The following is a 16279-nucleotide window of genomic DNA, read 5'->3' as shown; positions in this document are numbered from 1 at the left end:
TCAAAGGGAATAGTTATCGTCTTAGAAAGAATAATGAAAAGGAGGCAATAAAATCAGATCAAATTGAAATGTAAAGTGGCTCAGTTTTCACGACCGAAAATGGCTCACTTTTTAACGACCATTGACATGCGTTTGTAAATTTGCCATTTTATTTGATTTTCGGTTAATGTCGGTTTGTCGAACCAGTCAAATAAACCTCCATACACTGGTGAATAAAGGCAAATAACGATAAACGAAGAGATAAAACTGAGGAAAATTTTTTTAAATTTAATCATCAGGAACCTCTTACTTTATATTTAATAGTAATATTTATTTAAAACCTAATTTAGATATTTCCATTTTACACAAAACATCAGAAATGTTTTTAATTTCTGTTTTTATCCCACCATGGTAAAAAATTACAAGTATCTTCCCTGTGTCTATTATTTCTTCTTTTGTGGTTGTCCTTTCAAAATATGACTTTTTATTTTGAGGTTCAATTTTTCCAATTGCCGTATATGTAATCAGGTATTCGCCACACAATTTATTAGAACAGTTGAAAAATGCCTTGCCGTTACCTTTTCCATATTCCATGCTTTGGGCTGGATTTCCACATAATATGCAAATGTCATCTATTATTTCTGAACTCATCCTGTGCCTCCTTTTATTGATTTGTAAAAATTTATTCATTAATCTTATTTATATTATGTGAAAAGTATCAAATTATCAATGTGTTAATAACTATATTAACTTTATCATAGTCATCTATCCCACAATTCAGTATTTTTGCCGGCGGGTCCCTAAACACTGGCAGAGACATTATTAAAAATTATACAATGATTATAGGGCCACCTCCATTATTAAAACTCGAATAACAAATTTCCGCATACGGAAACTTTTTGAATAATATGCGACCGGGCAACAAGTCTATCCTGCGCCACCATTTTTAATTAACATCAATCATTTTTGACCTTACATACCATTAACTTATGTCCCCTTACACTACATGAAAAACGAAAAGATGTTTTTCATTCCGCATAAGGGCGATAGAAAAAACAATATACACAAGGAGGTAATCATTATGACCATTACAATCGGTTATTGCAGGGTCTCGACGACCGAACAATGCGAAGGTGTTTCACTGGATAATCAGAAATCAAAGATACAGGCATACTGTCAGTTAAAGGACTTAAACCTTTCAGAGATAATCGAAGACGCTGGCATTAGTGCAAAGAATTTGAAACGGCCTGGGGTGCAGAAAGTTCTTAATCTCGCAAAGAGAAAACAGATTAACGCAGTGGTGGTCTATAAACTGGACAGGATATTCCGTTCAACGGTGGATGCTCTGGAGACAACATCTATGTTTCAGAGATATGGTATTTCCTTTCACAGTATTGAAGAAACACTGGACACACAATCTGCAATGGGGAAGTTCTTTTTCACTTTGACTGCTGCACTTGCAGAGATGGAGAGACGCATTATAGGAGAAAGAACAAAGGCGGCGTTGTCTCATAAGAGGTCTCTTAATGAGAAGACAGGAGGGGATGTTCCTTATGGATATGATTTAACCCCTGCCGGAATTCTGATTAAGAACGATGCAGAACAAAGAGTAATCCGAACGATGCGCAAACTCAATAAAGATGGGTATTCTCTTACAAAGATATGTCGAGAACTGGAACAGGCGGGACATTTAACAAAAAGAGGCAATACAAATTGGCATCCTAAAACCATTTCAAGGATACTTTCAAAGTAAATTTTGACACTTCGACCGATGTGCCAAAAATAATAAGTAAAGGAGGGGATAACAGTGTGTTTCGATGATTTCTTTGACGATTTGGACATTGAAGATTTTGCCATCATAGGCGGTGCAGTGGGATACTTTGAAGAGGAGACACAGGAAATGAAACGGATTGAACGTGAGCAGGATATTGATGAACCCTGCAAAGAGGATGATTATGAGGAGTTGATACCGTGATAGGATAATAACTACATAGTATATTACTGTACAGTAGTTAAACAACATAAACACCAAGAACCGCTCTGGGAAACAGTCTCAGGGCGGTTTCTATTTTTATACATAAGGAGGATGTCATGCAGTTAATGGTTATTTGCAGTTGGTGTGGGAAGTTTATGCGCTTTAAGGGCGCAGGAACAACGGTAATACCAAAGAACCCTATAACCCACAGTATCTGTCAGGTCTGTAAAATCAAACTGGACGAAGAAACAAATAACATTGAAGGAGGAAACTATGAAAGAGAACGTCAAACAAGTATTGCACAGTATTCTTGAAAGATTTAAAACAGGCGATATACCTGATGCAGTTGCAATGTCTATGTTCCCTATTCCTGATATCCCAAGCACACATTGGTCTATACTTAACAGGACATTAATGTTTTTATCTGGAACACAGGATGCAAGGGGATACAGGCAGTGGCAACAAGAAAACAGATATGTAAAAAAAGGTAGTAAGGCGATTTATATTTTGGTTCCATTCATTAAGAAACTTGAAACGGATACAGGAGAACAGGACGCATTGTATGGGTTCGGATGCAAACCTGTATTTCGGGTTGAAGATACAGACGGCGAAAACCTTGATTATGAAGGTATTGAACTGCCTCAACTGCCATTGATAAAACGTGCGGAGGAATGGGGTATATCAGTAAAGGCGATACCCGGTAATTACTGTTATAGAGGATATTATTCACCCGACCGCAAAGAAATTGCACTCTGCACCAAAGAAGAAGGGGTATTCTTTCATGAACTTGCACATTGCGCACACGAAAAAGTAAAAGGAAACCTTACAATGGGACAAGACCCTTTACAGGAGATAGTCGCAGAGTTATCCGCTCATGCACTATGCAGGATTGTTGGGATGTCAGGGGAAAAATTTATCGGTAACTCATACAAATATATTGATGGTTATGCAGACAAACTGAAAGTATCTACCTGCTCTGCCTGTATAAAAGTAATGACCGATGTGGAGAAGGTCTTAAATCTTATACTTAAAGTGCCTGAAAATACCGCACAAGATATTACCAGTCTGAACGCCTAAACTGCTATTAATAATCTGTATATCGTTGATTGTGGCGCAATCTTGCACACCTGGCACACATTTCTTTACAACAAAACAGACAAAGATGATTATTATTATAAAACATCATCATCCAATAGACCATTTTTTTTGTTTTCTTCAACCTCTTCAAATTGTGCTTGAAGAACTTCATCTGGTGCGCCTTCATCAATCGTTATTAAATCATCTTCTGAATATTCCTCGATACTTCTAAAAGAACCAAATTTATCAAATTCAGTTATAGTATATTTATCACCGTCTCTCTCAATAAGAAATTTAGTGCCGTCCTCATTCATCAACTCTTTGGGATATACTTCATCTTCTCTCTTGTCATCAATAAGGTATGCAATTACTCCATAGGAAGTTTGTCTCATTATGCATTCCTGTTGAAGCAGGGAGGTGAATTTTTCAATTTCTTCTTTGGTAAAAGGATTAATACCATGACTTTCAATCCTTGTGATACTCTCAGATATTGACTCATTATGTATGTCAGAAAAATAACTTCCTATAACTTCAATTCGTTCGGAACCACCATTTGCCTTGTCAAATTTTTCAGTTATTGTTCTGATGATCTGATCTCTCAACTCTTTGGGTATTTCTTTGCGGTCTTTGGTTAAAGATGGAACTCTAATAACTTGGACTTTATCTCCTGGTAATTTTGCTTCTGTCATAATTGCCCTCTAATGTTAAAAGTCAAATTAATAACATTAATTTTGAATGAATAAATATTTACATGGGTATTGATACTTTATGGAATTATCTGTATGTATAAAATATCATTGTATAAAATACTATCGGTAATTAAGAAAAAATCCTGAAAAAATTTAACCAAACATTGGAGAACACACATCAATGCCTTTCTTTGAGAACGCCATACACCTTGATACTTACCTCATTACTGAATATCCGGGAGTGAAGGCTCTTGCAGATGACCTGTTTCAGGATATTATTAAAAAAGACCAACGGCGAGTTAAAACCAAGAATGAAGAATACCATTCAAAGGGGACATTAAAAATTATCCTGATTAACCTGATAATCGCTAATGACATGGCGGTTGCAGTTCGGTATTCCCGCCGACCTGCAAGTTATTCGAATTATAGTCGATACAAAAAATTATTTTTTAAAAAAGAACGGGTCTTATCAGTCATAGATGCACTGGTTGAACTGGGATATATCGACAACTACATGGGGTATTATAACAGAGAAGAAAAAGTCCTGCGTCAATCAAGAATGGCGGCATCAGAGAACCTTTGCAGGTTGTTCGAACAATACAATATCTTTGGTATGGATTACATCGGAGTATCCCCGCCTAAAAGTGAAGACCTTGTTATATTGCGAGATGACAAGGGAAACGATATGGAGTTTGAGGACAGGGATAAAAAGTTACGGGAGAAAATAACCGATGACCTTGCAAGGTATAATAAATTTATATCCGAACACGAAGTATCATTTAACCTTGCACCTGATACACCCGTTAATGTTTATTTTCTGAATAATATGTTGAAACGCCTGATTAATAAGGGTCTCGTAAGGATTACTGATTTTCAGGCAGGAGAGTTTATTAAATATGAGATGAAAGGCGACGAAGTCCATTTATTCAAAATGGGCGATGAAGAATATCTGTTGATGAACGGGCCTGGTTCTGAAGAGTTGAAACACTCAATACTTAAATCAAATAAATATAAGATAAGTCATTATAGAAACTACTATAATAAATATATTAACAATAAATACTATGAGTATAATATACTATCAAATAATAATACTAAGTATAACTCTAATAAACATATCTCCATTACTGGAACGGAAATCGATTTATTAGAAGAATATCAACTACTTGATACTGAAGGAACGACCACGGTAAATGAACACCTGATAAAAAGACCTCTCTCATATTTCGGTATCAGGCGTTTGTCTTTCGTATCCCATTATCAGTATTTACACCGTGTATTTAATAAGTATCCTGACAATGCAGGGAGGTTCTATGGTGCCTGTCATATCAACATGCCAAAGGAAGTCAGAAAGTGCATAGTCATTGACGGAGAACCCGCCTGCGAACTGGATTACAAGGCGCACCATATTAGGATGTTATATCATGAGATGGAAATAGATTACAGGGATGACCCATATATCGAGTTATGCCGTGAAGACCAATCATTGCGCCCGGTGTATAAAATCGTATCTCTGATTTCAATCAACGCCGCAAATGAAAAAGAGGCGATCGCAGGTATAAGGGGCGGCATATGGGACAATGGATTAAACTTTGATACCACTGGCAAGTCAATAAAGGCATGCATTGAGAGGTTTAAGGAAGTCCATAAACCCATATCAAATTTTCTTAACTCCGGCAAATGGGGACGATTACAATACTTTGATAGTAAAATAACAGATATAATCCTGCAAAGGTTATTGAAAGAAGGGGTTCCCTGTCTGCCTGTCCATGATAGTTATATTGTCCCTGCAAAGTATGAAGACCTACTCGCAGAGGCGATGATAGAGGCATATAAAAAGGTAATGTATGGTTTCTCGCCTGTGATTGAAAAAGAGTTTTAACCCTGCCAATAATCTACGTTTGAAACCTGAAATAACCAGTAAATTTAATATGTTTTGACTGGCGGTATTGTGTCGATTTTGTGCCTTTAAATATCCAAAATCACTTAATTTTAGGGGTTTATTTTCCGATTTCATAAAATGACTGATTTATACTAAATAAAAAACCCGTTTAAATACAACGGGTTATTACTTTTTGGTATGCCGAAGAGGAGACTTGAACTCCTACGAGGAAACCCCCACTAGACCCTGAACCTAGCGTGTCTACCAATTCCACCACTTCGGCACATTATTGGTTGATATTTTCACGCTTTATTTATAGTATCACTCGATTTCTGTCAACAAATAAGTCACGACAGTGAAAGATTATCATCTGTGCATTTTGATAACCGGTAATATACCGGGTGCGACTTCAGGCAGGATAAGTATCTCAAGATAATGAGGGAATAAAAAAATAATGACTGTTATCACTGATCTGGGGGCGCTTACAAAACCTTTAATCAATCCGGTGCTTACCATCGGAAATTTTGACGGGGTGCATAAAGGGCATCTGGCCCTGTTTGACAGGGTAAAAAGACTTGCCCGGGGGATTAATGGGCAGTCTGTTGTAATGACATTTGAGCCCCACCCCTTAAAGGTGGTAAGACACAGAAACGAGCCCAGGCTCATCACCCCTCTTGAAGATAAGATTAGACTGATCCTTGCCTCTGGAATTGATGTGATACTCTGCCTCCCGTTTACTTTAGAATTTGCAGCCATCACTGCTAATGATTTTGTAGAGGGGATTCTGGTTAAAAAAATAGGCATCAAAGAAATAGTAGTGGGATATGACTACAGTTTCGGTTCAGGCAGAAAAGGGAATATAGAACTGTTAAAAAAGATGGGTGACGAGCTTGGTTTCAGGGTGCATGTTGTTGAGCCTGTTTACCTTAATGACACCCTTGTATCAAGCACCTCCATAAGAAACCTGATTCGGGCGGGAGACCTTGCTGAGGCAAAAAGGCTTTTGGGGCGTGACCACCAGATTACAGGTATTGTAAAAACCGGTATGGGAAGGGGCGGAAGTCTGCTTGGCTTTCCCACTGCCAATCTTGCCCCTTACAAGGAGATTATCCCGGGCACAGGCGTGTATGCGGTAAGGGTAATCATAAAAGACAGGGAGTATAATGGTGTATGCAATATAGGCGTTAACCCGACATTTAACGGGGAATCACTCTCTATCGAGACCCATATCCTTGATTTCAGCGGTGATATTGTAGGTGAAAAGCTTGCCATAAGGTTTGTTGATCGCCTGAGGGATGAGAAAAAATACAGCAGCAAGGATGAACTGGTAAGGCAGATAGAAAAGGATGTAATCAATGCAAGGAAAATCCTGGAAGTGAATGGAAAATAAGAGACCGCTCAAAACAGTGAACTGGAAGCTTTGGACAGGGCTCTTTTTAAGCGCCCTGTTTCTTTTCGTTGCATTTCGCCGGGTAGATATATGGAAAACAGGCCAAATAATAGCTTCATCAGATTATACCCTTCTTTTGCCTGCAGCCCTGATAACCATTATCCAGTATATTATACGCGCCCTTCGCTGGGAGATTTTCTTATGTCATGTACAGAAGACCGGTTTTAAAAACAGACTTCTTTCCATATTTACAGGTTTTGCAGCCAACTGTGTTCTACCGGCAAGGCTGGGTGAGCTTGTAAGGGCAAACTCCCTTGGGCAGATAGAAGAGATAAGTAAAAGCGCTGTATTCGGCACCCTTGTTATTGAACGCTTGTACGACGGGTTTATTATGCTTATTATTATAGTTATCGGACTTATGAGTACAACCTTTCCCCCTGAGTTTAACCACATCATCGAGCACATCCGGTGGAGCTCCCTTATTTTTTTCTGTGCAATTGTACTTGCAATGTTTTTTATCGCTTTAATCAGGCGCAGGCCGGATATCTTTCAACGGGTTATAGATAAGATTCTTTTCCTGTTTTCAGAAGCTGTAAGAAAGAAAATAGGCCTGGTTCTTGATAATTTTTTTCTGGGTCTCTCACCTGTCAAAGAGTGCAGGCCATTACTGATGGCCTTATTATGGTCACTGTTACTTTGGGGATTATCCCTGTTCCAGATCCATCTGGTGGGGATTGCATCAGGCATCAGGCTTCCCTTTGTGACAACCTTTTTAATTATGGGATTTCTTTTTGCCGGAGTGATTGTGCCTTCAGCCCCAGGATTTATAGGGGCATACCACCTCGCCGGGCAGTATGCCTATATAGTATTAGGGATATCCGCTGAGGCCGGGCTTTCTGTCGCGACCCTGCTTCATGCCCTTTTTTTTATCCCTACAGTAATAATCGGGGTGTTTGCCTTTACAAGGCTGCATGCAGCCTGTGGGCGGACAAATATCAAAAATAAGGTCAACCGAGGTGGATCCTATTTTTGATACTGTATCATGAATGCTTCAAACGCATCCAATTTATGCAGCGCATACTATTTTTTGCCAGCCGCCAGGGTTTTTATGCCCTCCTGGAAAAGCACCTCTATGCGCTCAAAGGATAAACCTGTTACGAAACCCTTTCCAAAGGTCTTATGATCAATGAAGCTGCCCTCACTGAATGATCCCTGCATTGAATAAGGAACTGGGGTCTGGTCAACATGTTTTTCCATCATTGCCTCATATTCCTTTTCAGCGGATTTTTTCCTGACAGGCGATTTTCTTTTTACAGTAGTCTCCGCCTTTTTTTTAACAGGCTTGTATTTATGTTCAAACCCGCATGTGTGGCATTTCACACGGTCAACAATACCTTTAGCATTGTGCCTTACAACGATATGATTCAGTTCAAGATTGCATCTTGAACAAACTGTTATAATGTCTTTTGCGACCGGAGTGCGGTCAATGTCAATTTCATTCATATTATACCCGGACTAAAAAAAGGCATCTTGACACCTTTGGTGCCAGGATGCCTCCGAAATAGGTTTTTCTTTTTACAGCTTGGTAACGTTCTTTGCCGATGGGCCGCGCTTTCCCTGTTCGATTTCCAGGGTCACCTTATCGCCCTCATCAAGGCTCTTAAAACCATCCATGTTTATGGCTGAATGGTGCACAAATACATCACCACTGCCATCTTCGAGCTCTATAAAGCCGAAGCCCTTTTTGTCACTAAACCATTTTACGGTTCCGTTTGCCATAATGACATCCTCCTTTCAAATTAACGTTACTGTTTCAAGACCTCAGGATGCCACTCTGGCTGTAAAACTTACCCTCAGTGCGAAACGAGCCCTTTCTTTATCAGGGGCTTAAAAAATTTTAAGAACTATAAACCTTCCTATTTTTAAATTCAAGAACTATTTTCTGCTACTTTATCAGTCAGTAGCGCACTCAAACTCAAAACCAGGAGTAACCGTTGAATCCTTTAGGGACTAGACCTCTTGAAAATAATTATTCTCCCCAACATAATCCCTGAATCTGGTAAACTCTTTCTGAAATGTAAGCCTGAATGCCCCGGTCGGGCCGTTTCTCTGTTTAGCTATAATTATTTCAGCAATGTTTTTGTTTTCATCCGTGGTGCCGTGGTATACCTCGTCTCTATATATAAAGACAATGATATCTGCATCCTGTTCAATGGCGCCGCTCTCCCTCAGATCTGCTATCTGGGGCCTCTTATTGGGCCGGTCTTCAACCTTCCTGTTTAACTGTGAGAGTACAAGAACAGGGACGTTAAGGTCTTTTGCAAGGGCTTTAAGCCCCCTGGAAATTTCAGATATCTCAATCTGCCTTGACTCGACCTTTGATTTCCCCTGAACCAGCTGGATATAATCTACAATTACCATGCCCAGGTTGGTTTTTTTCAAAAGCCTCCGGCATTTTGCCTTCATATCAAGAACACCTATGCCTGATGTATCATCAATGAATAGAGGTAATTCAGAAAGAACCCCCGCGGCATGGGTCAGGGTTGTCCAGTCTTTATCCCTCAGTGTGCCTGTACGCAGTTTTGAGGCATCTATCTGTGCCTCAAAACCCAAGAGCCTCATACCAAGCTGCATCTTTGACATCTCAAGTGAAAAAACCGCCACCCCTTTTTTAGTCTTTAAAGCAGCGTTGTAGCCGATATTAAGGGCAAATGCAGTTTTCCCCATACTTGGCCTTGCGGCAAGTATAACAAGATCAGAAGGCTGAAGGCCAGCAGTCAACTTATCGAATTCTATAAACCCAGTGGTGACACCTGTGATAAAACCATCTTCCGCTGATACGCTTTCCAGTTTCTTGAAGCTTTCATTGATAACGCTTTCCATTGGAGAAAAGCCTTCACTGATCTTTTCTTCCGCAATATCAAAGATAGACTGCTCTGCCATGTCGAGCAGCTCCTCTGTGGTATGCCAGTTCTGCAGGCATGACTCACTTATTGTGGAACATTCAGAAAGGAGTTTTCTGCGTACATGCCTGTCATGTACTATTTCAGCATGATATTCTATCCCCGCGGAGGTTGAAACAGCCTCAACAAGGGAGGTCAGGTAATCCATGCCCCCTGCCTTTTCTAGATTTTCTTTTTGAGTAAGATGCTGAGAAAGTGTAATGAGATCAATCGGTTCGTTATTGTTGTAGAGGGCAATCATCCCCTGGAAGATTAGCCCATGTGCCTCCCGGTAAAAGCATTCAGGGGTTAGGATATCCATGATCTGGTTCATGGCCTCATTATTGATCAGTACCCCTCCCAGTATAGACTGTTCCGCCTCAATATTATGCGGCGGAACCTTGGCTGTTGAGGGGGTTGCCTTCTCTTTTACCCGATTCATATAGATGTGATCCCCGGTAAAACCCCAGGAGGAGATTTATTCCTCGGCTGCTACCATTACCTTGAGTTTTGCTGCTACATTAGGATGGAGCTTTATAGTAACCTCATATTCCCCAAGGGTTTTTATTGGCCTATCCAGAACTATCTTTCTCCTGTCAACTGAGATGCCTTCTCTTTCAAGCGATTCGGCTATATCCATGGTTGTGACAGAGCCGTAAAGTTTCTCCTCGTCACCTGCCTTCTGTGTAATTGTTATAACCTTTTCATTGATAAGCTCTTTGACCTTTTCAGCACCTTCCTGGGCTTTGAGTCTGCGTTCATCTATCTTTTTTTTCTGCATCTCAATTAATTTAATATTCTGATTGGTTGCTTCAAGGGCAAATCCTTTTGGGATAAGGTAATTACGGGCATAACCCTTTGCCACAGTAACTGTGTCTCCCTCAAGACCCAATGAATCTATTTCTGTTGTCAATATAACTTTCATTGATATTTCTCCAAATTTTAACTGTCAGCCTTAAAAAGAATAATACCACCCTGTGCAGTGTTATTCAGCTCTTATCTTACTGTCGCTGTCGTGTAGGGCAGCAGCGCAATATAACGGGCACGGTTTATTTCTATGGTAATCATCCTCTGATGTTTGGCGCAGTTACCTGAGATCCTTCTTGGGACGATCTTCCCTCGTTCGGTTGTAAACAGCCTTAACATCTTGTGGTCTTTATAATCAATCGGCAGGGTGCTGTCTGCACAGAATCTGCAGATCTTTCTTCTGTGAAATGACATACCGCCTTTTTTACTGTCCCTGTCTTTATCCCTGTCTCTATTATTGTAGTTGTTATTCCTCTCCATTCTCTACCTCGCTTTCTTCCTGATCATAATAATCCTGCCCATCTGCGTCATCATTTACCTTTAAGGGCTGCTCCGTAGGTTTAACCTCGATCTGAGCCTTTTGGATAAGCTCCTCAGGGTCTGCCTGGTCAGCGAGTTTTACTGTCTGGAATTTCAGGATGTTGTCGTCTAACTTAAGGTTTCTTTCTAGTTCTACGATTGAGTTGGCCAAGGCACAGAACTCAACATATACATAAACGCCATTATAGAATTTTCTTATTCTGTAGGCCAGCCTCTGTTTGCCCCATTCTTCTGTCTTAATAACAACTCCCTTGTTATTAGCGATGATTTCGCTGTATTTTTTTAATACCTCGCGATATTCATCGCTGTTCAGATTGGGGTTCACAATATAAATTATTTCATAATGCCTCATAAATGCTCTCCTTTCGGGCTTTAATGTTGGTCCCGCAAAACCGGCCCTTAAAGCATGCCCCTTACACAAAAAATAGATTTATGCATGATTTAAATTGCCCTGTCCCGCGGAACAAGGAGTTAATAAAAAGGTATTTGACTATCATTGGTATTGTTTATTGTCAAGGAGTTTTTCTTGAGCAGTAAGGTGGAAAAAAAGCTGTTAAAGAAAAATACCTTTAACAGCTTTTATAAAACTTTTTTGGCCGGATTGCGTTAATCTTATGCCTGTCCACCCTGCTTATGGCTGCTTTTCACTCTTTATGGTAAAAGCTACTATAACAGAGATAATCAAAAGGATGCCTGCTGTAATAAATGAAGAGTTATAGCTGCCAGAACTGGCCTGCAACATCTGTGAAAGCCTGCCCATTACAAATCCACCTACACCCCAGGCTGTAAAAACAATACCATAATTGATACCGAAATTCTTTAAACCCCAGCTGTCCTTTGTGAGTGAAGGAAAAAGAGAGAGGTTTGTTCCATAGTTAAAACCGATCAGGGTAGCGATAAATACCAGGATAATGCTGTTTGTGTTGCCAGACCCTACTACCGGTATGGCGATAAACATAAGGATCGCCTGGAAAAGAAGCATGATGATCAGTGTGGCTTTCCTTCCTATCTTATCAGACAGGATACCGGCGATAATCCTTCCTCCTGCATTTCCAATGGCCATAATAGCGACAGCAAGAAACGCCATATCACCCATACTCTTTTTTGCCATACTGGCCACGCTTCCTATTACCATTAGGCCTGCCCCTGAACCTATAAAATAAAGCAGCCATATCCTGTAAAAAGCCCCTGTTTTCAACATTTCTGAGGGCAGGAAATTTGACTGTATTGCCTTTGAAGTGCCTGAGCCGGAAGAGGTGCTGCTTTCAGGGACATACCCTGCAGGGGGATTTATCAGCATGAGTGATAGAAGGCATACAATAATCAGAAAGGCAATTCCGTAAAAAAACATTGATCTCTGAATGCCATACGTGCCTAAAAGAAACTGTGACAGAGGCGCAATATAAACTGAAGCCAGCCCGAATCCTGAAACAACAAGCCCTGCGATCAGACCGGTCTTTTTAGGAGGAAACCATTTCAAAGCAGGCGGTGTGGCAGCGGAGTATCCAAACCCTATCCCTATACCGGACAGGACTCCGAATCCCAGGATCCAGGTGATATAACTGGTGGTGGTTGATATCCATATCAGCCCGATTCCGACCAGGATCCCACCAAGAAAAGAGGTTATTCGCGGCCCGAATTTATCCTGACATTTTCCAGCCAGTATCATTGAAAATGCGAAAACAAGACAGCAGATTGCGTAAGGGTCATTCAGGGTGGCGATATCCCAGTCAAAGGCCCCCGGGGCTGCCGATTCAATGGATACCTTGATTGCATCCTTAAAGATGCTCCATGCATACAATATTCCAAGGGCAAGGTTTATACCTGTACCACTGAATGTAACCATCCAACCCCTGTTTTTAATTTGCTGTGACATAATTAATCCTTAATATTTAAGTAATTGTAAAGAAGCCGAAAACACGCCAGAAAGGCTGATTTCAGCGCTGTAAAAAGTCAATATTAGTATTTACAAAAAGGGCTTTGGCATAAAAGTAATTATGCTCAAAGCCCTGAATTACAATATTACTGTCTGCCTGATACCAGCTTATCTACTACATCAGGTTCCGCCAGTGTTGATGTATCACCAAGGGCGCCTACCTCACCTTCAGCGATCTTTCTCAGTATCCTTCTCATGATCTTTCCACTGCGTGTCTTGGGGAGGCCATCCGCAAAATGCAGCTTGTCAGGAGAGGCAATCGGGCCGATCTCCTTCCTAATGTGGGCAACAAGCGTCTTTTTGAGCTCATCAGAGGCAGTGAAACCCTGCTTCAGTGTTACATATGCATAAATGCCCTGTCCCTTAATGTCATGCGGGTAACCAACAACAGCTGCTTCAGCAACAGACTCATGTGCTACAAGTGCGCTTTCTACTTCAGCGGTACCAAGCCTGTGACCGGAAACGTTGATTACGTCATCAACCCTGCCCAAAAGCCAGTAGAAGCCGTCTTCATCCTTTCTTGCGCCGTCACCGGTAAAGTACAGGCCTGGGCTCTGAACAAAATACTGACTCTTGAACCTGTCAGGATCGCCATAAACGGTTCTCATCATTCCAGGCCATGATTTTTTAATATAGAGATGTCCGCCTTCCTTGCTGTCTGCTTCACTGCCGTCAGCAGAAAGGATAACGGGAACAACTCCAAAGAATGGTTTGCTTGCTGAACCGGGCTTCATTGCCATTGCGCCGGGGATTCCCGCGATAAGATGGCCGCCTGTCTCTGTCTGCCACCATGTGTCTGTTACCGGGCACTTTTCCTTTCCGATAACTGTGTAATACCACATCCATGCCTCAGGATTAATTGGCTCGCCAACGCTGCCAAGGAGCCTCAGGCTGCTAAGGTCTCTCTTGTTAGGCCAGTCATCTCCATTCTTCATGATTGCCCTGATTGCAGTGGGGGCTGTATAGAATATGTTTACGCCAAATTTTTCAACAACTTCCCAGAAACGGTCAGGCTGAGGATAGTTGGGAACGCTTTCAAATACTATGGATGTTGCACCTACTGAGAGTGGGCCGTATACTATGTAGCTGTGGCCTGTTACCCAGCCTATATCTGCCGTACACCAGTAAACATCTTCGTCCTTAATGTCGAACACATACTTCATGGTCATGGTTGTATAGAGCAGGTAACCTGCTGTTGTATGAAGAACACCCTTTGGCTTTCCTGTGCTTCCGCTTGTGTAAAGGATAAACAAGGGGTCTTCTGCATCCATCGGCTCTGGTTCACATACCGGTGATGCATCTGCCATCAGCTCATGCCACCAAAGGTCACGGCCTTCCTTCATCTCTGTTTCCTTGTTTATCCTGTTTACAACAACGCACTTTTTAATGGTCGGACAAGCATTCATGGCTGCATCAGCAGATGCCTTGCTGGAGAGGACTTTGCCTGACCTGTAACCATAGTTGCATGTAATCAGGATTTCAGCCTTACAGTCCTGTATGCGGTCTTTAAGCGCATCTGCGCTGAATCCGCCGAATACTATGCTGTGGATGGCGCCGATCCTTGCACATGCAAGCATTGCAACAGGAAGTTCCATGATCATCGGGAGGAATATAGCTACCCTGTCACCCTTTTTAACGCCCAGGCCCTTAAGGACGTTTGCGAATTTACATACTTCGCGATGGAGCTGCTGATAGGTGTATGTAACTGTTTCCTCAAGGGGTTCGCCCTGGAAGATCAGAGCGGCCTTGTTCTTTCTCCAGGTCTTAAGGTGACGGTCAAGGCAGTTGTATGTGATATTGAGCTTGCCACCCTTGAAGTATTCAACATTGATGTTATCCTTGAAATCATATTTCTCGACCGGTCCGTCCCATTTTTTGAACCAGTCTATATGTTTTTCAGCCATTTCACCCCAGAAACCCTCTGGGTCATCTATTGAACGTTTGTACATTTTTTCATATTCTGCATCGCTTTTTAAAAGGGCATTATCAACAAACTCCTTTGATGGGTTAAAAACCCTCTTTTCTACGTAAACAGAGTCGACCTTTTTTTCATTGGACATCATAATCCTCCTTTAGGTTAAAAATAGATAATAAACTGGTAAACCAAAAACACTACATTAAAAAATATATCTAGCCACAATCGTGGCAGGAGCTCTATCGGGAAATGCAGGATTCATAACAATTTTACAATGTTTATGCAATAGGATTCGAAAAAAAAAGAAAATATTTAAAACGTTTGTTTGAATATTGATAACTTATTGTATTTAATATAATAAATAGTAATTATATTTTTTGATTTTTACCATTTTTAATGAAATACAAAGTTGCAAGCGATCTATTGCTTGACTAAATTAGCTAAAAAGCCTATTGTGATCATTTAAAAAATGGAGGTTGATATGCAGATAAGTGCAACAGAACTAAAAAACAGGCTTGGTCAATATCTGGATGCCGCAGAAACATCCCCTGTATTAATTGAAAAATCAGGGAGAATTAAATCTGTTTTGATTTCAAATAGTATGTATGAAAAGCTCCTTTCTTATGAGGATGCCTACTGGGCTTCAAAGGCAAAAAAGGCAGAAGAATTAGGTTATTTAGGAAAGAGGGCCTCAGAAGCGTTCTTCACCCATGGTTGATTATATGTATAAAATAGATATCTCCCGGGCAGCAGGTCAAATTATAAAAGCCTTACCCCCAAAACAATACAGGCAAATAGTCGCGACCATACTTTCCCTCAGAGAAAATCCTGCGCCCAGCGATTCCAAACAGCTTTCAGGAGATGCGGGATACCATCATGTTGATATCGGTGAGCATCGTATTATTTACCGTTTTGACAAAGATAAGGTTAATATTGCAGTAATTGGTAACAGAAATGATGACGAGGTATTTAAACGATTTGCACAGTAAAATTAATTAGTTGTATTAACCGATACACATCCAGCCATCTGATTATCAACCCAATAGCCAGCAATGTCCTGATAATTTTTAATCTTGTTGTGCTTTTTAGAAATATTGCCTCTTTATGCGCTATTCCCTCCATATGAGCAGCCCAAAACATATTGACA

Annotated in this window: 18 protein-coding genes and 1 tRNA gene; 8 read left to right on the top strand and 11 right to left on the bottom strand. The window is 40.7% G+C overall.

The annotated features are described in order from the left end of the window. Window positions 1-309: 309 nt before the first annotated feature. Window positions 310-630, bottom strand: a complete 321-nt coding sequence (locus GX654_21200) for a hypothetical protein (GenBank protein NLD39381.1) — start codon at window positions 628-630, stop codon at window positions 310-312. A 430-nt stretch (window positions 631-1060) separates the two neighbouring features. On the opposite strand from GX654_21200, the gene GX654_21195 reads away from it, so the two are divergent. The 3 genes from GX654_21195 to GX654_21185 all read left to right on the top strand — a co-directional run bounded on the left by GX654_21195 (window position 1061) and on the right by GX654_21185 (window position 3031). Continuing rightward, complete coding sequence (locus GX654_21195) at window positions 1061-1732, top strand: recombinase family protein (GenBank protein NLD39380.1); 672 nt, start codon at window positions 1061-1063, stop codon at window positions 1730-1732. A gap of 54 nt (window positions 1733-1786) precedes the next feature. Next, the gene (locus GX654_21190) at window positions 1787-1954 is read left to right on the top strand and encodes a hypothetical protein (GenBank protein NLD39379.1); all 168 of its coding nucleotides are present in this window, start codon (window positions 1787-1789) and stop codon (window positions 1952-1954) included. 273 nt (window positions 1955-2227) lie between these two features. After that, a complete protein-coding gene (locus tag GX654_21185) occupies window positions 2228-3031 on the top strand; it encodes an ImmA/IrrE family metallo-endopeptidase (GenBank protein NLD39378.1) in 804 nt (267 codons plus the stop codon). 95 nt (window positions 3032-3126) lie between these two features. On the opposite strand, the gene GX654_21180 is transcribed toward GX654_21185, so the two are convergent. Beyond that, complete coding sequence (locus GX654_21180; GenBank protein NLD39377.1) at window positions 3127-3720, bottom strand: hypothetical protein; 594 nt, start codon at window positions 3718-3720, stop codon at window positions 3127-3129. 181 nt (window positions 3721-3901) lie between these two features. Between GX654_21180 and GX654_21175 the strand changes: the two genes are divergently transcribed. Next, window positions 3902-5602 carry a hypothetical protein gene (locus GX654_21175; GenBank protein ID NLD39376.1) on the top strand — a complete coding sequence of 567 codons (1701 nt, stop codon included), beginning with the start codon at window positions 3902-3904 and terminating at the stop codon, window positions 5600-5602. A gap of 199 nt (window positions 5603-5801) precedes the next feature. Here the strand turns inward: GX654_21175 and GX654_21170 are convergent. Then, window positions 5802-5885 (bottom strand) — tRNA-Leu (locus tag GX654_21170). A 171-nt stretch (window positions 5886-6056) separates the two neighbouring features. Here GX654_21170 and GX654_21165 point away from each other — a divergent pair. Both GX654_21165 and GX654_21160 read left to right on the top strand, forming a co-directional pair. After that, entirely contained in the window at window positions 6057-6992 is a 936-nt protein-coding gene (locus tag GX654_21165) for a bifunctional riboflavin kinase/FAD synthetase (protein NLD39375.1), read from the top strand. Further along, on the top strand, window positions 6982-8025 hold the full coding sequence (locus tag GX654_21160; GenBank protein NLD39374.1) for a flippase-like domain-containing protein: 1044 nt from the start codon (window positions 6982-6984) through the stop codon (window positions 8023-8025). Before GX654_21165 ends, GX654_21160 begins: the two co-directional genes overlap by 11 nt. Before the next feature lie 47 nt (window positions 8026-8072). Here GX654_21160 and GX654_21155 read toward each other — a convergent pair whose 3' ends face one another. The 8 genes from GX654_21155 to acs form a co-directional block, all read right to left on the bottom strand. Next, window positions 8073-8495, bottom strand: coding sequence for a hypothetical protein (locus GX654_21155; GenBank protein NLD39373.1), 423 nt, complete (start codon window positions 8493-8495; stop codon window positions 8073-8075). A gap of 72 nt (window positions 8496-8567) precedes the next feature. Beyond that, on the bottom strand, window positions 8568-8771 hold the full coding sequence (locus tag GX654_21150; GenBank protein NLD39372.1) for a cold shock domain-containing protein: 204 nt from the start codon (window positions 8769-8771) through the stop codon (window positions 8568-8570). A gap of 231 nt (window positions 8772-9002) precedes the next feature. Then, entirely contained in the window at window positions 9003-10376 is a 1374-nt protein-coding gene (gene dnaB / locus GX654_21145) for a replicative DNA helicase (GenBank protein ID NLD39371.1), read from the bottom strand. Window positions 10377-10412: 36 nt separating this feature from the next. Next, window positions 10413-10859 (bottom strand): 50S ribosomal protein L9, encoded by a 447-nt coding sequence (locus GX654_21140; GenBank protein ID NLD39370.1) that lies wholly within the window; start codon window positions 10857-10859, stop codon window positions 10413-10415. A 71-nt stretch (window positions 10860-10930) separates the two neighbouring features. Next, window positions 10931-11221: a 30S ribosomal protein S18 gene (locus GX654_21135; protein ID NLD39369.1), complete on the bottom strand. Its 291-nt coding sequence runs from the start codon at window positions 11219-11221 to the stop codon at window positions 10931-10933. Then, a complete protein-coding gene (gene rpsF / locus GX654_21130) occupies window positions 11208-11633 on the bottom strand; it encodes a 30S ribosomal protein S6 (GenBank protein ID NLD39368.1) in 426 nt (141 codons plus the stop codon). The genes GX654_21135 and rpsF overlap by 14 nt, the downstream gene beginning before the upstream one ends. Before the next feature lie 279 nt (window positions 11634-11912). Continuing rightward, window positions 11913-13157, bottom strand: a complete 1245-nt coding sequence (locus GX654_21125) for an OFA family MFS transporter (protein ID NLD39367.1) — start codon at window positions 13155-13157, stop codon at window positions 11913-11915. A gap of 146 nt (window positions 13158-13303) precedes the next feature. Further along, the gene (gene acs / locus GX654_21120) at window positions 13304-15277 is read right to left on the bottom strand and encodes an acetate--CoA ligase (GenBank protein ID NLD39366.1); all 1974 of its coding nucleotides are present in this window, start codon (window positions 15275-15277) and stop codon (window positions 13304-13306) included. A gap of 324 nt (window positions 15278-15601) precedes the next feature. Between acs and GX654_21115 the strand changes: the two genes are divergently transcribed. Next, window positions 15602-15850: a type II toxin-antitoxin system prevent-host-death family antitoxin gene (locus GX654_21115; GenBank protein NLD39365.1), complete on the top strand. Its 249-nt coding sequence runs from the start codon at window positions 15602-15604 to the stop codon at window positions 15848-15850. 4 nt (window positions 15851-15854) lie between these two features. Next, a complete protein-coding gene (locus GX654_21110) occupies window positions 15855-16121 on the top strand; it encodes a type II toxin-antitoxin system RelE/ParE family toxin (GenBank protein NLD39364.1) in 267 nt (88 codons plus the stop codon). Window positions 16122-16279 lie beyond the last annotated feature (158 nt).

The sequence above is a fragment of the Desulfatiglans sp. genome (assembly GCA_012513605.1).
Lineage (GTDB): Bacteria > Desulfobacterota > DSM-4660 > Desulfatiglandales > HGW-15 > JAAZBV01.
The sequence above is the reverse complement of the archived record's forward strand: the minus strand, read 5'-3'. Positions and strand labels throughout refer to the sequence as shown.

Coding starts and splice junctions, on each gene's coding strand:
- GX654_21165 (NLD39375.1), top strand. CDS start 6,057: ATGACTGTTATCACTGATCTGGGGGCGCTTACAAAACCTTTAATCAAT.
- GX654_21180 (NLD39377.1), bottom strand. CDS start 3,720: ATGACAGAAGCAAAATTACCAGGAGATAAAGTCCAAGTTATTAGAGTT.
- dnaB (NLD39371.1), bottom strand. CDS start 10,376: ATGAATCGGGTAAAAGAGAAGGCAACCCCCTCAACAGCCAAGGTTCCG.
- GX654_21195 (NLD39380.1), top strand. CDS start 1,061: ATGACCATTACAATCGGTTATTGCAGGGTCTCGACGACCGAACAATGC.
- GX654_21125 (NLD39367.1), bottom strand. CDS start 13,157: ATGTCACAGCAAATTAAAAACAGGGGTTGGATGGTTACATTCAGTGGT.
- GX654_21175 (NLD39376.1), top strand. CDS start 3,902: ATGCCTTTCTTTGAGAACGCCATACACCTTGATACTTACCTCATTACT.
- GX654_21185 (NLD39378.1), top strand. CDS start 2,228: ATGAAAGAGAACGTCAAACAAGTATTGCACAGTATTCTTGAAAGATTT.
- GX654_21110 (NLD39364.1), top strand. CDS start 15,855: ATGTATAAAATAGATATCTCCCGGGCAGCAGGTCAAATTATAAAAGCC.
- GX654_21115 (NLD39365.1), top strand. CDS start 15,602: ATGGAGGTTGATATGCAGATAAGTGCAACAGAACTAAAAAACAGGCTT.
- GX654_21135 (NLD39369.1), bottom strand. CDS start 11,221: ATGGAGAGGAATAACAACTACAATAATAGAGACAGGGATAAAGACAGG.
- GX654_21140 (NLD39370.1), bottom strand. CDS start 10,859: ATGAAAGTTATATTGACAACAGAAATAGATTCATTGGGTCTTGAGGGA.
- rpsF (NLD39368.1), bottom strand. CDS start 11,633: ATGAGGCATTATGAAATAATTTATATTGTGAACCCCAATCTGAACAGC.
- GX654_21150 (NLD39372.1), bottom strand. CDS start 8,771: ATGGCAAACGGAACCGTAAAATGGTTTAGTGACAAAAAGGGCTTCGGC.
- acs (NLD39366.1), bottom strand. CDS start 15,277: ATGTCCAATGAAAAAAAGGTCGACTCTGTTTACGTAGAAAAGAGGGTT.
- GX654_21155 (NLD39373.1), bottom strand. CDS start 8,495: ATGAATGAAATTGACATTGACCGCACTCCGGTCGCAAAAGACATTATA.
- GX654_21200 (NLD39381.1), bottom strand. CDS start 630: ATGAGTTCAGAAATAATAGATGACATTTGCATATTATGTGGAAATCCA.
- GX654_21160 (NLD39374.1), top strand. CDS start 6,982: ATGGAAAATAAGAGACCGCTCAAAACAGTGAACTGGAAGCTTTGGACA.